This window comes from Streptomyces sp. NPDC054956 (assembly GCF_053609185.1).
The window spans coordinates 23,210-37,971 of the sequence record NZ_JBSGXB010000037.1 but is presented as its reverse complement, the minus strand read 5'-3'; the positions used below and the strand labels follow the sequence as shown (position 1 = coordinate 37,971).

Annotated in this window: 16 protein-coding genes; 8 read left to right on the top strand and 8 right to left on the bottom strand. The window is 71.1% G+C overall.

The genetic code is table 11. From position 1 onward, the window contains the following. Positions 1–91 precede the first annotated feature (91 nt). Positions 92–1,054: an NAD(P)-dependent oxidoreductase gene (locus ACWGDE_RS09950; RefSeq protein WP_453388487.1), complete on the bottom strand. Its 963-nt coding sequence runs from the start codon at positions 1,052–1,054 to the stop codon at positions 92–94. 116 nt (positions 1,055–1,170) lie between these two features. On the opposite strand from ACWGDE_RS09950, the gene ACWGDE_RS09945 reads away from it, so the two are divergent. Next, on the top strand, positions 1,171–1,785 hold the full coding sequence (locus tag ACWGDE_RS09945; RefSeq protein ID WP_453388486.1) for a TetR/AcrR family transcriptional regulator: 615 nt from the start codon (positions 1,171–1,173) through the stop codon (positions 1,783–1,785). 203 nt (positions 1,786–1,988) lie between these two features. Here ACWGDE_RS09945 and ACWGDE_RS09940 read toward each other — a convergent pair whose 3' ends face one another. From ACWGDE_RS09940 to ACWGDE_RS09925, 4 genes are all read right to left on the bottom strand, one after another. Continuing rightward, positions 1,989–3,143, bottom strand: a complete 1,155-nt coding sequence (locus tag ACWGDE_RS09940; protein ID WP_453388485.1) for a hypothetical protein — start codon at positions 3,141–3,143, stop codon at positions 1,989–1,991. Positions 3,144–3,252: 109 nt separating this feature from the next. Beyond that, positions 3,253–4,245, bottom strand: coding sequence for an ABC transporter substrate-binding protein (locus tag ACWGDE_RS09935; protein ID WP_453388484.1), 993 nt, complete (start codon positions 4,243–4,245; stop codon positions 3,253–3,255). 45 nt (positions 4,246–4,290) lie between these two features. Beyond that, on the bottom strand, positions 4,291–4,956 hold the full coding sequence (locus ACWGDE_RS09930; protein ID WP_453388483.1) for an ABC transporter permease: 666 nt from the start codon (positions 4,954–4,956) through the stop codon (positions 4,291–4,293). Continuing rightward, positions 4,956–5,642, bottom strand: coding sequence for an ABC transporter permease (locus ACWGDE_RS09925; RefSeq protein WP_453388482.1), 687 nt, complete (start codon positions 5,640–5,642; stop codon positions 4,956–4,958). Before ACWGDE_RS09925 ends, ACWGDE_RS09930 begins: the two co-directional genes overlap by 1 nt. Positions 5,643–5,776: 134 nt before the next feature. Between ACWGDE_RS09925 and ACWGDE_RS09920 the strand changes: the two genes are divergently transcribed. Beyond that, a complete protein-coding gene (locus ACWGDE_RS09920; RefSeq protein ID WP_453388481.1) occupies positions 5,777–6,754 on the top strand; it encodes an ABC transporter ATP-binding protein in 978 nt (325 codons plus the stop codon). A gap of 52 nt (positions 6,755–6,806) precedes the next feature. Here the strand turns inward: ACWGDE_RS09920 and ACWGDE_RS09915 are convergent, their stop codons facing one another. Then, positions 6,807–7,916 (bottom strand): alpha/beta hydrolase, encoded by a 1,110-nt coding sequence (locus ACWGDE_RS09915; protein WP_453388480.1) that lies wholly within the window; start codon positions 7,914–7,916, stop codon positions 6,807–6,809. A 153-nt stretch (positions 7,917–8,069) separates the two neighbouring features. Here ACWGDE_RS09915 and ACWGDE_RS09910 point away from each other — a divergent pair, with 153 nt between their 5' ends. The 6 genes from ACWGDE_RS09910 (at position 8,070) to ACWGDE_RS09885 (ending at position 13,035) form a co-directional block, all read left to right on the top strand. Beyond that, positions 8,070–9,923: a phosphatidylglycerol lysyltransferase domain-containing protein gene (locus ACWGDE_RS09910; protein WP_453388479.1), complete on the top strand. Its 1,854-nt coding sequence runs from the start codon at positions 8,070–8,072 to the stop codon at positions 9,921–9,923. A 95-nt stretch (positions 9,924–10,018) separates the two neighbouring features. Beyond that, entirely contained in the window at positions 10,019–10,924 is a 906-nt protein-coding gene (gene folP, locus ACWGDE_RS09905) for a dihydropteroate synthase (RefSeq protein ID WP_453388478.1), read from the top strand. Further along, positions 10,921–11,364 (top strand): nuclear transport factor 2 family protein, encoded by a 444-nt coding sequence (locus tag ACWGDE_RS09900; protein WP_453388477.1) that lies wholly within the window; start codon positions 10,921–10,923, stop codon positions 11,362–11,364. The genes folP and ACWGDE_RS09900 overlap by 4 nt, the downstream gene beginning before the upstream one ends. 141 nt (positions 11,365–11,505) lie before the next feature. After that, positions 11,506–11,865: a dihydroneopterin aldolase gene (gene folB, locus ACWGDE_RS09895; protein WP_030010912.1), complete on the top strand. Its 360-nt coding sequence runs from the start codon at positions 11,506–11,508 to the stop codon at positions 11,863–11,865. 8 nt (positions 11,866–11,873) lie between these two features. Next, entirely contained in the window at positions 11,874–12,470 is a 597-nt protein-coding gene (folK, locus tag ACWGDE_RS09890; RefSeq protein ID WP_453388489.1) for a 2-amino-4-hydroxy-6-hydroxymethyldihydropteridine diphosphokinase, read from the top strand. Positions 12,471–12,546: 76 nt separating this feature from the next. After that, on the top strand, positions 12,547–13,035 hold the full coding sequence (locus ACWGDE_RS09885; protein ID WP_453388476.1) for a DUF3180 domain-containing protein: 489 nt from the start codon (positions 12,547–12,549) through the stop codon (positions 13,033–13,035). Positions 13,036–13,039: 4 nt separating this feature from the next. On the opposite strand, the gene ACWGDE_RS09880 is transcribed toward ACWGDE_RS09885, so the two are convergent. Together ACWGDE_RS09880 and folE are read right to left on the bottom strand one after the other, a co-directional pair. Beyond that, positions 13,040–14,035 (bottom strand): hypothetical protein, encoded by a 996-nt coding sequence (locus tag ACWGDE_RS09880; protein ID WP_453388475.1) that lies wholly within the window; start codon positions 14,033–14,035, stop codon positions 13,040–13,042. 64 nt (positions 14,036–14,099) lie between these two features. Next, positions 14,100–14,708, bottom strand: a complete 609-nt coding sequence (gene folE / locus ACWGDE_RS09875) for a GTP cyclohydrolase I FolE (protein ID WP_453388474.1) — start codon at positions 14,706–14,708, stop codon at positions 14,100–14,102. Positions 14,709–14,762 lie beyond the last annotated feature (54 nt).

The window sequence follows — 14,762 nt, the reverse complement described above, 5'->3', positions numbered from 1 at the left end:
GTGTAGATGTCGCAATCCACACCGAACCCGGAGGCCCTCACCCATTTCAAGAACCCAGCACGTGTGTCACCAACGTCCCCGGACAACACACCTAGATCCGGGCGGGCGCGGAGGCCGGCTCCGCCACCGCGCCTTCCAGCAGGCCGATCAGCCGCGAGCTGCTGTCGGCCCCGAAGCCCGCCGCGACCCCGCGCCGGTAGAGCTCGGCGTGCGCGGCCAGGATCCCGGTGTCCACACCGGAGTCGGCGGCGGTGTGCAGGACGTGCTCGACGCTCGCCGCGCACATCGCGAGGCGCTCGTACGTGCCCTCGTGCGCGCCCGCGTCCACCAGCGGGGCGGAGCCCTCGAAGAACCCGCGCATCGTGTCGGCGGTGGCCCCGGCGTACGGCAGGACCTCGGCCGCCGTCAGACCGTTGGCGCGGGCGACGGCGAGGGCCTGGTACCAGCCCGTGTACGCGGTCCAGAACATGATCATGTTGAGCTGGTAGTAGAGCTGCGCGTGACCGGGATCGGCGCCCCGGTAGTCGGTGGCGGCGAGCACGTCGAGCGCGGCCCGGTGACCGTCGTACGCCTCGCGCGGCCCGCTGACGAACACGGACGCCCCGGCCTGGCCGATCCCGGTCGGCGGGACGTTGACCCCGCCGGTGAGGTACGAGGCTCCGCGCTCCTCGGCCCACCGCGCGGCGGCCCGCGCCTTGTCGGGGACGTCGGAGGACAGGTTGGCCAGCACCCGGCCGGTGAGGTCGGCCTCCGCGAGGGTCCCGTACATGACGTCCACGTCGATGAGGCTGAGGACGGTGAGCCCGCTCGCGGCCACGGCCTCGGCGGCGGTGGCGGCCGGGCGGGCGCCGCGGGCCAGGAGTCCGGCGTCCTTGCCGGGGCTGCGGTTCCAGACGGTGACCTCGTAGCCGGCGTCCAGGTAGGCGGCGGCCATGGCCTGGCCCATGGGGCCGAGGCCGATGACGGTGACCGTCTCCTTGCCCGTCCGGCTCCGGGTCCCGCTCTGGGCCTGGGTCTCGCTCTGGTTCCGGGTCTCGCTCTGGTTCTGGGTCATGACGGAGTTCCCCCAACGTCGAGTTCTAGAACGAACGCTCTATCCAGCGCTCGGAACGACCGTAGCACGGGACTAGAACGAGCGCTCTATCCAGAATCGGAGGTAGGATCGCACCCATGGCAGCAGCAGAGGCGACGGACGAGACGGCAACGCCGAAGACGGCACTGGGGACCCGCGACCGGCTGGTCCGCACCGCGTCCCGCCTCATGCAGCGCGGCGGTTACGAGAACACCCCGGTCAAACAGCTGGTCCGCGAGGCCGAGGCCACCCTGGGTTCGCTCTACCACTTCTTCCCGGGCGGCAAGCAGGAGCTCGCGGTGGCCGCGATCCACTACGGCGACGAGGAGTTCACGGAGCTCATCGGCGCCGGGCTCGCCTCGGACCCCGACCCGGCGCGAGCCGTGGAGGCCGTCGCTGTGATGCTCGCCGACGCCCTCGCCGCCTCGGACTGGCGCGACGGCTGCCCGGTGACCACGACGGCCCTGGAGACGGTCGGCCGCATCCCGGAGCTCCAGACGGCCTGCGGCCAGGCGTTCGCGCACTGGCAGGAGATGGTGGCGGAGAAGCTCATCGCCTCGGGCCACCCCGAGGAGCAGGCCCGGGATCTGGCCTCGACCGTCATCAACACCCTGGAGGGCGCCGAGACCAGCGCCCAGGTCACCGGGAGCCGGACCCCGCTCCTGGTGGCGGGCCGCCACCTGGCCCGCCTGGTGGACTCGTACGCGGGCTAGGCCGTCTCTTCCGGATCTTGCCTGACCCGCGCCGCCCGGCACCGCACCTCGCCGCGTTGTCGAGGCACCCGAGGACGTCCAGTAATCGGGAGCCTCTCCGCCTTGCGATGCACGGCACCGGACGACGCGGGCTCAACCGGCAAGATCCGAAAGAGACGACCTAGTGCTGTGGACGGGTCCGCCGGGCCCGCGGGCCCGGCCCGCTAGGAGATCGCGGTCCGCAGCTGCGCCACGTCGATCGGCTCGGTCTCGTCGTGGGCCGTCAGGTCGATGACCTGGCCCACCGCGCGGTGCTCGGCGGTCGCCGGCTTGAACTCCGGCTCCGAACCGCCCTGGGCGGACTCCGCCTTGTGGACCGCGAGGGCCTCCGCGCCGACCACGTCGGCCAGGTCCTCGTTCTGCACGGACTCGATGACCGCGCGGGCCTGAGCCGCCGTCTTCGTACCGAAGAAGTCGAAGCCGCCCAGCGCGCGCGAAGCCGCCCGGCGCTGGGTGTCGTACGGGGTCACGGCCGCCGCGAGCCTGCGCGCGGGGACGGCCGCGGCCGGTCCGGTGATCGCAGGCCGGCCGTGCGCCTCCGGCGCGGCGGGAGCGGCGGGAGCGGCCGGTCCGGTGACCGCGGCGGGAGCACCCGGGGCCTTCGCGGCGGCAGCAGTGGCAGCAGTGGCAGCGGCAGCCGGGACGACCGCCGCCGGTGCACCGCCGGCCACCGCCGGAACCAGCGCACGGCCGCCTTCGGGACCCGAAGGCCCGGCAGGCGCCTGCGCCTTGCGGGCCATGGCCGCCAGCGCGGCGTTGGCGCGGGCGAAGCCGACCGGGGTGGCCGCGCCGGCCGGGGTGCGCTCCTCGGAGACGGCCGGAAGTTCCTTCGGCGGCGCGGCGGCCTCGATGGCGGGCTTGGCGGCGGCCTCGATGGCCAGCAGCCGGCGCCGCTCCAGGGCGCTCGCCCGCTCGGTCTCGGCGGTCGCGTACCGCCGCAGCAGCGCGGCGTGTTCGCCGCGCAGGCCCGCGAGTTCGACGCGCTTGGCGCGCAGCTTGGCGTCGAGCTTGCCGCGCAGCACCCGGGCCTCTTCGAGGTCGGATTCGAGCTCGGCTATCCGCTCGTCCGTCTTCCACTCGTCCTTGATCCGCTCGCGCCCGAGCTCCGCGACCCGGCGCCCGGCGGCGCGGTCCCAGGACCGCATGACGACGGCGCCGGTGATGCCCGCGGCCGCCGTGAGGGCCACGAGCAGGCGCAGCGCCATCGGTTCCGCGAGCAGCCAGGCCGCTGCGGCCCCGGCGACGGACACACCGGCGACGGTCGTCGGCGTGAGCAGCCGGTGAAGGGGTTCGGGATTGCGGTGGCGTCCACGGGGCATGGCCTGAAATTTACAGGGCGTGGACAGGGTGTGGGGTAGCTGCCCGGGAATCTGTTCCCGAGCAGTTACCCGCCGAGTTACTCGACTTTCCGCACCAAAGGCCCAACTACTACTTCTTCACCAGTCCTTTGGACTCCAGATAGGCCTTCGCGACATCCGCGGGCTTGGCGCGCTCGGCGTCCACCTTGCGGTTGAGGTCGACCAGGTCCGCGGTGGTGAGCGCCTTGGTGAGCTTGTCGAGGGCGGCCGCGATCTCGGGAGCGCCGGCGTCCTTGGCGTTGACCACCGGCAGGACGTTGTCGGCGTTCTGGAGCTTCTTGTCGTCCTCCAGGAGGACCAGGCCGAAGTTGTCGAGGGTGGCGTCCGTGGTGGTGGTCAGGACGAGCTGGTCGGCGCCGTCCTTGACGGCCTGCTTGGCCTGCGGGGTTCCGACGCCCTTCGGGTCAATACCGGAAACCTCGATTCCGTATGTCTTCTGCAAGCCGGGTGCGCAGAAGGGCCGCACCGCGCATTCGTCGCCCGCCGCGATCTTCACCTTGAGACCGGACTTGCCGAGGTCGGAAAGGGTCTTCAGATTGTTCTTCGCGGCGAATTCCTTGCTGACCGCGAAGGCGTTCTGGTCGACCGCCGAGCCGGCCGGCAGGGCCTTCAGTCCGAGCGGGGCCGCCAGCTTCTCCAGGGCCGCCACGGTCGCCGCGACGTCGCTCGACGCGACCGGCTTCTCGGACGGCGCCTTGGAGCCGTTCACCTTGGCGTTGAGGAACTCCGCGAGGGTCGCCGCGTACTCCGGGACGACGTCGATCTCGCCCTTCTCCAGCGAGGGCTCGTACAGCTCGCGGTTGTTGACCGTGGTGATCGAGGTGGAGTAGCCCGCGTCCTTGAGGACCTGCGCGTACAGCTCGGCCAGCACGTTGGACTCGGTGAACCCGGCCGCGCCGATCACCAGTTTGCCGCCCTTGCCGCCCTCGGACGGGCCGGAGGCGGCGGCGGAGGAGCCGCCGTCCTTGGTCTTCTCCAGGCTGTCGCCGCCGCACGCGGCGAGCGATGCGGTCAGGGCGACGGCACCCAGGGCCGCGCCGAGGACGCGTGTGGACTTGCTCATGTCGATCTCCTTCGAGGGGGCGGGGGAAACGGCCGGGGGGCCTCGTCAGCGGGAGGCGGCACCGGGCAGCAGCCGGTCGGCGGCCACCAGCGCGCCCTCCACCAGCAGTGCCAGCACCGCGACGAGCAGGGCGCCCGCGACGACCTGCGGGGTGTTGTACGTGTTGAAGCCGGCGGTGATGATCCGGCCGAGGCCGCCCTGGCCGACCATCGCTGCGATGGTGGCCGTGGCAATGACCTGGACGGCGCCCGAGCGCAGACCCGTCATCACCAGGGGCCGGGCGAGCGGGAGTTCCACCCGCCAGAAGAGCTGGCCGCCGGACATGCCCATGCCCCGCGCGGCCTCCACCACCGAGCGGTCGACCTCGCGCATGCCGACGTAGGCGTTGGTCAGCAGCGGCGGGACGGCGAAGAGCACGAGCGCGATGACGGTCGGCACGTACCCGGCGTTGCGCAGCGGCGAGACCATGAACAGGGCGAGCACCGCGAAGACGGGCACGGCGCGGCCGATGTTGGAGACGTTGACGGCGAGGCCGCCGCCCTTGCCGAGGTGGCCAAGCCACAGTCCGACCGGGAGGGCCACCGCGCAGGCCAGGGCCAGGGCGATCCCGCTGACGTACACGTGTTCGCCGAGGCGGTGCCAGACGCCGCTCTCGCCCGACCAGTTGGCCCCGTCGGCCAGCCAGTCCCAGGCCTGTCCCAGCACTCCCATCAGGCCCCCTCTGCGGCGCGGGCCGCCCTGGTCCAGGGCGTGAGCACCCGCTGGACGCCGAGCAGGGCCAGGTCCGCGAGCAGGGCGAGCAGCACGCACAGCACGGAGGCGGTGAGCACCTGCGCCTTGAAGGAGCTGTTCACGGCGGGCGCGATGAGGTTGCCGAGGCCGCCCTTGCCGACGATGGAGCCGACCGTGGTCAGCGCGACCGTGGAGACGGTGGCGATCCGTACGCCGGCCAGCAGGGCGGGGAGCGCCAGCGGCAGTTCCACCTGCCACAGCAGGCGGCCCGGCCCGTAGCCCATCCCGCGCGCGGCTTCCCGCACCTCCTCGGGGACGGCTTCCAGGCCGGCCAGCACGTTGCGGACGAGGATCGTCAGCGAATACAGCACGAGACCGGTCACCACCAGCGCCGCCGAGAGCCCGAAGACGGGCAGCAGCAGGGAGAACATGGCGAGCGAGGGGATCGTGTAGAGCAGGGTGGTGACGCCGAGCACGGGGGCCGCCCAGTGGCGGCCGCGGCGGGCCAGCAGCGCGAGCGGCACCGACACGGCGAGGCCGATCAGTACCGACACTCCCGTGATCCAGACGTGTTCGAGGGTGGCGTCGGTGAGCTCCTGGGACCGGGACGTGACGTACTCCCAGCAGATCCAGTCGTTCGCCACCAGGCAGCTCTGCCCGGCCATGCGCTCCTCACCCCCCGTCACCGAACGTACGTAGGAGCGACCATAACCCCCGGTGCCGACAATGGCCGGAATCCTTCGCACACGGGCAACACGCCCTTCACAAACCGGCCGCGCCGGTAGGGAAAGATGGCGAGGTGATCCGATTCGAGCAAGTGACCAAGCGCTACCCCGACGGGACGACGGCGGTCGCGGACCTGTCCTTCGAGGTCGCGGAGGGTGAACTGGTCACCCTGGTGGGCCCGTCCGGCTGCGGCAAGACGACCACGATGAAGATGGTCAACCGGCTCATCGAGCCGACCTCCGGCCGGATCCTGGTGGACGGCGAGGACATCGCGGCCGCCGACCCGGTCGAACTGCGCCGCCGCATCGGCTACGTGATCCAGCAGGTCGGGCTCTTCCCGCACAAGACGGTGCTGGAGAACACGGCCACCGTGCCCCAGCTGATCGGCACCCCGAAGGCCAAGGCCCGCGCGCGGGCGGCGGAACTCCTCGACCTGGTCGGGCTGGACCCGGCCGTCTACGGGAGCCGCTACCCGGAGCAGCTGTCGGGCGGGCAGCGCCAGCGCGTGGGCGTGGCCCGCGCCCTGGCCGCGGACCCGCCTGTACTCCTGATGGACGAGCCGTTCGGCGCAGTGGACCCGGTGGTGCGCGAGCGGCTGCAGAACGAGTTCCTGACGCTGCAGAAGACGGTGCGCAAGACGATCCTGCTGGTCACGCACGACCTGGAGGAGGCCGTCCGGCTCGGGGACCGCATCGCCGTCTACGGGGCGGGCACCATCGAGCAGTTCGCCCGTCCGGCACGGGTGCTGGGCGCCCCGGCGACCGACTACGTGGCCGGCTTCGTCGGCGCCGACCGGGGACTCAAGCGGCTCGCCGTCACCCCGGTCACCGAGGCCGACCTGGCGGCCGCGGACGAAAAGGCCCCCACCGCCGAAGTGGCGCTGGGGGCGTCGCTGCGCGAGGCGCTCGCGCTGCTGCTGCAGGAGGACTCGGGCCGGATCGGGGTCACGGATCCGGACTCCGGCGCCCTGGTCGGCGTACTCACCCCGGAGGGGGTCCACCGGGCACTGCGCCGGGCGGGTCTGGAGGAAACCGCCCCGCAGGAGGCCTGAATCCGGACCGGCCCGGACCGGCGCCCGTCGCGGGCGGGGTCCGGGCCCGGTCTCAGGCCTGGATGCGCTGGCTCATCCACACCAGCATCGGCGGGATCTCCCGGCGCCAGGTGTTGAAGTTGTGGCCACCGCTGTCGAGGATGATCGAGGAGACCCGGTCCGGGCCCTTGACCAGCTTGATGAACTTCTTGGTGTCGCCGAGGTTCGGCTCGCCCTTCTCGCTGCTGGTCACGAGGAAGGAGGTGCCGGTCGGCTTCTTCGCCTTGACGGACTCCAGCACGTTGGCGCGCGCCTTCAGCTTGTCGTCCCCGTGGAAGAGGTCACCGGTGGTCGGGTCGTCCGGGGCCTCGTAGTACGCGGACAGGCCCGCGGCCGCGCCGAAGGTCTGCGGGTAGTGCGCGGCGATCTTCAGCGCGCAGTAGCCGCCGGTCGAGTTGCCGATGAAGCCCATGTTCTTGGGGTCCTTGCCGACCCGGAAGGTGTCCTGGATGGCCTGCGGCAGGTCCACGCCGAAGAAGGTCTCGGTCTGCGGGCCACCGGGTATGTCCACGCACTCGGTGTCGCGCGGGGGCGCCACCGTCGGACGGAGCATGACCAGGATCATCGGCTTCATCTTGCCCGCCTTGGCCTGCTTGAAGGCCGTCATCGGGTAGTTCAGCCCTTTGATCAGGTTCTCGGCCGTTCCCGGGTAACCCGTGAGGATGATGGATGCCGGGAAGTTCTGGTCCTTGTGCTGCGGCTGGAAGTACTCCGGCGGCAGCCACACGTAGCCCGGGCTCGTTATCTTCGACTTCTGGCCGGTTATGGCCACTTTCAGGATCTGCCCGCCGACCTGGGGCTTGGAGCCGCCGGGCACGTCGAGCTTCTGCTTGTCGACGATCTTGATGTCGTCGCTGCTCATCCCGTGGTCGACGACCTTGCCGATCGACGTCTCCTGCCCGAAGAGGTCGGCCCAGGAACCGTAGAAGAGGAACGACTTGTTGGCCGCGAGACCCACCGCCGAGAACAGCGCCAGCTGCGTTGCCAGGAGGAGGCCGATGCGGCCGAGGACCGAGCGCCAGGAGCGGCCCGAGAGCTTCGGCCAGAACCACACCGTGGCCGCGAAGAGCAGCACACCGGCGATGATGGCCAACGCCAGAACCGTATTACTGGTGAGACCCATGAGCAGTCAGTCGACTTTCTATGGCAGGACTAGTTTTTTTCTCGACGGAAGAGTGAACCCGCTCCCCCTCGATGTCGTCCTAGGGGACGCACCACACTCCGGAGGCTGTCGCGGCCTTCGGCCACATGATCTCTCGCGGAGCAACGGGAAGCGATGTCTAGCAGGATAGATGGCGATAAGTCGGGACAGGTTCCGAAGCGGGTCGGCCGAATCCTCCGTGGCCCACGACCGGAGGCCGTCCCCGGCGTAGTGGGCACGGCCGTCATGGTCGTCGGCCTGCTCGACATCGCCGCGGGAGTCTTCCCGCGCTTCAGGCACAGCCGTATCCACGCCGTGACCGAGGTACTGCCCGGCTCCTTCGGGCCCTTCGCCGCGGCCCTGGCCCTCAGCGCGGGCGTCCTGCTCCTGCTGCTCGCCCACGGGCTCAAGCGCCGCAAGCGCCGCGCCTGGCGGGCCGCCGTGGTGCTCCTGCCCGCCGGAGCCGTCGCGCAGTTCACGTACCGCCACTCCGTCGTCGGCGTGGTGATCGCGGCGGTGCTGCTCGCGCTCCTGCTGCGCCACCAGGGTGAATTCAAGGCGCTCCCGGACCCGCGCAGCCGCTGGAAGGCGCTCGCCAACTTCGTCCTGATGAGCGCCGGCTCCATCGGGCTCGGCCTGGTCATCGTCAACTCGCACCCGGGCCGCGTCGTCGGCAATCCGGGTGTCTACGAGCAGATCAGCCACGTCGTCTACGGGCTCTTCGGCTTCGAGGGCCCCGTCGACTACGCCGGCCGGGTCTCCTGGACCGTCGGCTACTCGCTCGGCGCCCTCGGCATGCTGACCGCCGTCACCACCATCTACCTCGCCTTCCGCCCCGAGCACCCCGCCGCCCGGCTCACCGCCGACGACGAGGTCAAGCTGCGCGAGCTCCTCGCCAAGCACGGCGGCCGCGACTCGCTCGGCCACTTCGCGCTCCGCCGCGACAAGGCCGTCGTCTTCTCCCCCAGCGGCAAGGCCGCCGTCACCTACCGCGTCGTCTCCGGCGTCATGCTCGCCTCCGGCGACCCCGTCGGCGACGTCGAGGCCTGGCCCGGCGCCATCGAGCGGTTCATGGAGGAGGCCAAGGCCCACTCCTGGACCCCCGCCGTCATGGGCTGCAGCGAGACCGGCGGCGAGGTCTGGACCCGCGAGACCGGGCTCGACGCCCTGGAACTCGGGGACGAGGCCATCGTCGACGTCAAAGACTTCTCCCTCTCCGGCCGGGCGATGCGCAACGTCCGCCAGATGGTGAAGCGCATCGAGCGCAACGGCTACACCACCAAGGTCCGCCGGGTCAGCGAGCTGACCGAGACCGAGCTCGAGCAGGTACGGGGCGCCGCCGAGGCCTGGCGCGGCACCGACACCGAACGCGGCTTCTCCATGGCACTGGGCCGCGTCGGCGACCCGGGCGACGGCGACTGCTTCATCGCCACCGCGCACCGCGTCGAGGAGGGCGACACCTCCCCCTTCGGCGACCTCAAGGCCGTCCTGCACTTCGTCCCGTGGGGCAAGGACGGCATGTCGCTGGAGCTGATGCGCCGCGACCGCGCCGCCGACCCCGGCATGAACGAGCTCCTGATCGTCGCCTCCCTGGAGGCCTCCCCGGCCCTGGGCATCGAGAAGGTCTCCCTGAACTTCGCGATGTTCCGCTCGGCACTGGCCCGCGGCGAGAAGATCGGCGCCGGCCCGGTGCTGCGGATGTGGCGCAGCCTGCTGGTGTTCCTCTCGCGCTGGTTCCAGATCGAGTCGCTGTACAAGTTCAACGCGAAGTTCCGCCCCCGCTGGGAACCCCGCTTCGTCGTCTTCCGCACCACCCGCGACCTGCCCCGCATCGGCTTCGCCGCCATGCAGGCCGAGGGCTTCGTGACACTGGCCCTGCCCCGCCTGTTCGCCAGCCGTCGCCGCCCCAAGCCGGTCCGCACCTGCACCCACAACCACCACGTGCGCGCGGTGCCCGCCCAGGCCGAGCGCGAGGTCCAGGCCGCGTAAGGCCTGCCCTTCGCGCCCGTACGCCGTCCAGGGCCCCCGGAGCCGCCCGGCTCCGGGGGCCCTGCCGCGTCCGGGCCAACCCATACCCTGGACACATGAACACGAAGCGCGCGGCCACCGAGCGGGGCCGGGTCACAGGCCTGCCGGAGTGGGACCGCTGCGGGGTCATGGGCGTCGTCAACGTCACCCCCGACTCCTTCTCCGACGGCGGCCGCTGGTTCGACACCACCGCCGCCGTCAAGCGCGGCCTCGACCTCGTCGCCCAGGGCGCCGACCTCGTGGACGTCGGCGGCGAATCCACCCGCCCCGGCGCCTCCCGCGTCGACGAGGAGGAAGAGCTGCGCCGGGTCGTCCCCGTCGTCCGCGGCCTCGCCTCCGAAGGCGTCGTCGTCTCCGTGGACACCATGCGCGCCTCCGTCGCCGCACAGGCCGTCGCCGCCGGCGCGGCCCTGGTCAACGACGTCAGCGGCGGCCTCGCCGACCCCGGCATGATCCCGGCCGTCGCCGCCGCCGAGGTGCCCTTCGTCGTCATGCACTGGCGCGGCTTCAGCGACGGCATGAACAGCCTCGCCGTCTACGAGGACGTACTCGCCGAAGTCACCGCCGAACTGCGGACCCGCATCGACGCCGTCGTCTCCGGCGGAGTCGCCCCCGAGCGGCTCCTCGTCGACCCCGGTCTGGGCTTCGCGAAGAACGCCGAACACGACCTGGCCCTCGTGGCCCACCTGCCCGAGCTGCGCGCCCTCGGCTTCCCGCTGCTGGTCGCCGCGTCGAGGAAGCGTTTCCTCGGCCGGGTGCTCGCCGGCACCGCCGACGCCTCCCCGCCACCCGCCCGCGAACGCGACGCCGCCACCGCGGCCGTCTCCGCGATCGCCGCCCAGCAGGGCGCCTGGGCCGTTCGGGTGCACGAGGTACGGGCGAGCGCGGACGCGGTTCGGGTGGCCCGCGCCGTGGAAGGGGCACTGCGTACCACCCGTGGCGACGAGGAAGGGGAACGGTGAGCCGTAGCGACATCGAAGCCGTCGAAGAGGTCAACACGGCCTTCTACGAGGCCATGGAGCGGGGGGACTTCGACGCACTGTCGGCGCTCTGGCTCGAGGACGAGATCTCCTGCGTGCACCCGGGCTGGCCGGTGCTCTCGGGGCGCGGCGAGGTCCTGCGCTCGTACGCGCTGATCATGTCCCACACCGAGTACATCCAGTTCTTCCTGACCGACACCAAAGTGGCCGTAATAGCCGATACCGCCCTGGTGACCTGCACGGAGAACATCCTCAGCGGCGGACCCGCCGAGGACGGCGGGGAGCTGGGCCCGCTCGTCGGCCAGCTCGTCGTCGCCACGAATGTGTTCCGACGCACACCGGAGGGCTGGCGGCTCTGGTCGCACCACGGTTCTCCCGTGCTCACGGACTCCGACGAGGACGACGAGGAGGAGTCCTCCTAGCCCCTCGGTCGGGGGGCTGTCGGGGTCCGAGGTATTTCGCAGGTAAATTCGAAGATGGACGACGCCGACCGCACTCGGCTCAGACCATGGATCCGGGGAGTCCCGGACCGGAAGCACCTACGAAAAGCAGGAGTGATTCGCGTGGATCGTGTCGCGCTGCGCGGCCTCAAGGCTCGCGGGCACCATGGCGTCTTCCCCCGGGAGCGCGAAGAAGGCCAGACCTTCATCGTCGACCTGGTGCTGCACCTCGACACCCGCCCCGCGGCGGCCGGCGACGACCTGGCGAAGACCGTCCACTACGGAGTGGTCGCCGAGGAAGTCGTCGACGTGGTCCAGGGCGAGCCCGTGGACCTGATCGAGACCCTCGCCGAGCGGATCGCCCAGCAGTGCCTCAAGCACGAGGCGGTCGCCCAGGTGGAGGTCGTCGTCCACAAGCCGGACGCGCCCATCACCGTCCCCTTCGACGACGTGACCATCACGATCACCCGGAGCCGCGCGTGAACAACGGAATGAACGCCCAGAGCGACCCCACCGTCCAGCCGGTACCCGCGTCCGTGGTCGAAGCCGTCGACGCGGCGGACGTCACCCTGTCCAACCCCAAATGGGCCGTCGTCGCGCTCGGCGCGAACCTCGGCAACCGCCTGGAGACCCTCCAGGGCGCCATCGACGCCCTCGGGGACACCCCGGGCCTGCGGGTCAAGGCCGTCTCCCCCGTCTACGAGACGGAGCCGTGGGGCGTCGAGGCCGGCTCGCAGCCCTCGTACCTCAACGCCGTCATCTCGGTGAAGACCACCCTGCCGCCCGGCTCCCTGCTGGAGCGCGGCCACGCCATCGAAGAAGCCTTCGACCGCGTCCGCGAGGAGCGCTGGGGCCCCCGCACCATCGACGTCGACATCATCGCGTACGCCGACGTGATCTCCACCGACCCGGTCCTCACCCTCCCGCACCCGCGCGCCCACGAGCGCGCCTTCGTGCTGGCCCCGTGGAACGACATCGACCCCGAGGCTCAGATCCCGGGCCACGGGCCCGTCGCCGCACTGCTGGCCGCGGTCGGCCTCACGGGTCTCACCCGCCGCCACGACCTGGAACTGCGCCTCCCCGAGTAGGGACCGGGCCTGCCCCCGCCCCGGGAGCCGAAGACTTAAGATCGCCGGGTACGCACAGAAAGCGGGGAACAGGCACGTGAAGCAACTGAGGCCGGCGGTTCTGGCGGGAATCTTCGCGGTCACCGGGGTGCTGTCCTGGGCCGGCGCCCGGGTCCTGGCCTCGTACGATGCGCTGCCCGGCGTCCCGCTGGCCGCGCCGATCGTGCTGGCCGTCATCGCGGTGGTCCTGCTCGCCACGGCCCTGTCCCTGCGCTCCCGCCTGAAGGCGCAGCGCGAGCGGGTACCGGGCGCCAAGGGCGTGGAACCGCTGATGGCGGCCCGCGCGGTGGTCCTCGGCCAGGCCAGCGCCCTGGTGGCGGCCCTGGTCGCGGGCGCCTACGGCGGCGTCGGCGTCTACCTGCTCACCAGCCCCCTGTTCGACGTCCCGGCCCGCCGCGACCAGACCTGGTACGCCGCCGCCTCGGTCCTGGCCGGCGCCGCCGTCATCGCCACCGCCCTCTTCCTGGAACACGTCCTGAAGCTCCCGGACGAGGAAGACGGCCCGGAAGCCCCGGCCCGCGCCTGACAGGTCACCCGGGGGCCCGGACCAGGTGCCCGCTCACCAGGAACCCGGGGTGGGGGCCGAGGCGGTACGTGTAGAGGGTGAAGGGCTTCGCCCCGACGGCAGTGTGGGGCCGGACCTCCAGCACTCGAACCTGCATCGTCTCCTCGAGCAGGAGGGGGTGCTCTTCGCGTCGGAACGTGCCGCGCTGCCCCCAGGTATCGGAGATGTACACGCGCGACGCTCCCCCAGGGACGCCGTTCGGTGTGAACCTCGCCCCGATGATCTCCGCCAGCTCGCGGAGGAAGGGGACGTTGGCGCTCACCACGACCCGGCACCCCCAGGCGCCCCGGATCCTGTGACCGTCCCCATCCACATAGCCGTCGAGGAAGCCGCTGAAGGTCTCGTCGTCCCGAAGTACGACACGGGGGAAGCCCTGCCGCATGTGGTGAGCGTCCCCGCCCACGTACTGCCTCATGAGATCGGCGAGGTACGAGGAGACGACGCGCACCCTGAAGCCTGGAAGGTCCCGCTGGAGGTAGCCGGAGGGCCGGGTGACCGGCTCCAAGCGGGCGGGAAGGCCGGTCGCCGTGGTCAGGCACTCGGCGTACTTGGCTGCGAAGTCCTCGTCGTTCACCACCAGGGAGACGTAGTTCTTGCCCACCGTGCCGTCGGCGCACGTGGCACCCACCAGGTAGCCGAACTCGTACCCGGGCAGAATCGTCGGCCGCGTCCGACAGAGCTTGCGCGGGTGGGTCCACACCACGACGCTGCCCAAGGCCTCCGCAGCCGGAATCCACCCGTCGCTCGTACCCAGTAACTGGTCCGGCGCCACGGTGAACGTCTGCCCGTCCGTGACGACGTCCACGACCTCGCGGGCCTTGACGGCCGTCACCCCCAGAACGGCCGTGGGCACAGTCCTGTCCCCGTCCAGCGTCCAGAGCCGGTCGCCCAGGCCCACGGTTCTCGCCTGTGCCTGCCCGTCCACCCCGTTCACCATCTGCTTGCTCGGCAGCCCGCCCATACCGCCCCCCGATCAAGTGAAATCACCTGATCAACGACGTTATCGGGCGGGTCTGACAATCCGGCTAGCGCGCCATGATCAGGCTCATCGCCTCGTTGCGGGTCGCGGGGTCGCGGAGCTGGCCTCGGACCGCCGAGGTGATGGTCTTCGCGCCGGGCTTGCGGACACCGCGCATGGTCATGCACATGTGCTCGCACTCGATGACGACGATCACCCCGCGTGGGTCGAGGATCTCCATCAGGGAGTCCGCTATCTGCGTGGTCAGACGCTCCTGGACCTGGGGGCGGCGGGCGAACACATCCACCAGCCGGGCCAGCTTCGACAGACCGGTGATCTTGCCGTCAGAGGAGGGGATGTACCCCACGTGAGCTACACCGTGGAAGGGGACCAGATGATGTTCACAGTTTGACATGACCTCGATATCTTTGACCAAGACCATCTCGTCGTGCCCGAGGTCGAACGTCGTGGTCAGGACCTCTTCGGGCTTCTGGTAGAGGCCGGCGAATATCTCCTTGTACGCCCGCGCCACGCGCGCCGGCGTCTCGAGGAGCCCCTCGCGGTCCGGGTCCTCGCCGACCGCGATCAGGAGCTCGCGAACCGCCGCCTCGGCGCGCTTCTCGTCGAACTCGCCGATCGTGCCCTCGCCACCGGTCAGGGTCACTGGGTCGGTCATCTCTTCCTCGTTCCTGTCTGTGCACGTGCGGGCATGTGAAAGTGCCGCGCCCCC

Coding starts and splice junctions, on each gene's coding strand:
- ACWGDE_RS09950 (WP_453388487.1), bottom strand. CDS start 1,054: ATGACCCAGAACCAGAGCGAGACCCGGAACCAGAGCGAGACCCAGGCC.
- ACWGDE_RS09945 (WP_453388486.1), top strand. CDS start 1,171: ATGGCAGCAGCAGAGGCGACGGACGAGACGGCAACGCCGAAGACGGCA.
- ACWGDE_RS09940 (WP_453388485.1), bottom strand. CDS start 3,143: ATGCCCCGTGGACGCCACCGCAATCCCGAACCCCTTCACCGGCTGCTC.
- ACWGDE_RS09935 (WP_453388484.1), bottom strand. CDS start 4,245: ATGAGCAAGTCCACACGCGTCCTCGGCGCGGCCCTGGGTGCCGTCGCC.
- ACWGDE_RS09930 (WP_453388483.1), bottom strand. CDS start 4,956: ATGGGAGTGCTGGGACAGGCCTGGGACTGGCTGGCCGACGGGGCCAAC.
- ACWGDE_RS09925 (WP_453388482.1), bottom strand. CDS start 5,642: ATGGCCGGGCAGAGCTGCCTGGTGGCGAACGACTGGATCTGCTGGGAG.
- ACWGDE_RS09915 (WP_453388480.1), bottom strand. CDS start 7,916: ATGGGTCTCACCAGTAATACGGTTCTGGCGTTGGCCATCATCGCCGGT.
- ACWGDE_RS09910 (WP_453388479.1), top strand. CDS start 8,070: ATGTCTAGCAGGATAGATGGCGATAAGTCGGGACAGGTTCCGAAGCGG.
- folP (WP_453388478.1), top strand. CDS start 10,019: ATGAACACGAAGCGCGCGGCCACCGAGCGGGGCCGGGTCACAGGCCTG.
- folK (WP_453388489.1), top strand. CDS start 11,874: ATGAACGCCCAGAGCGACCCCACCGTCCAGCCGGTACCCGCGTCCGTG.
- ACWGDE_RS09880 (WP_453388475.1), bottom strand. CDS start 14,035: ATGGGCGGGCTGCCGAGCAAGCAGATGGTGAACGGGGTGGACGGGCAG.
- folE (WP_453388474.1), bottom strand. CDS start 14,708: ATGACCGACCCAGTGACCCTGACCGGTGGCGAGGGCACGATCGGCGAG.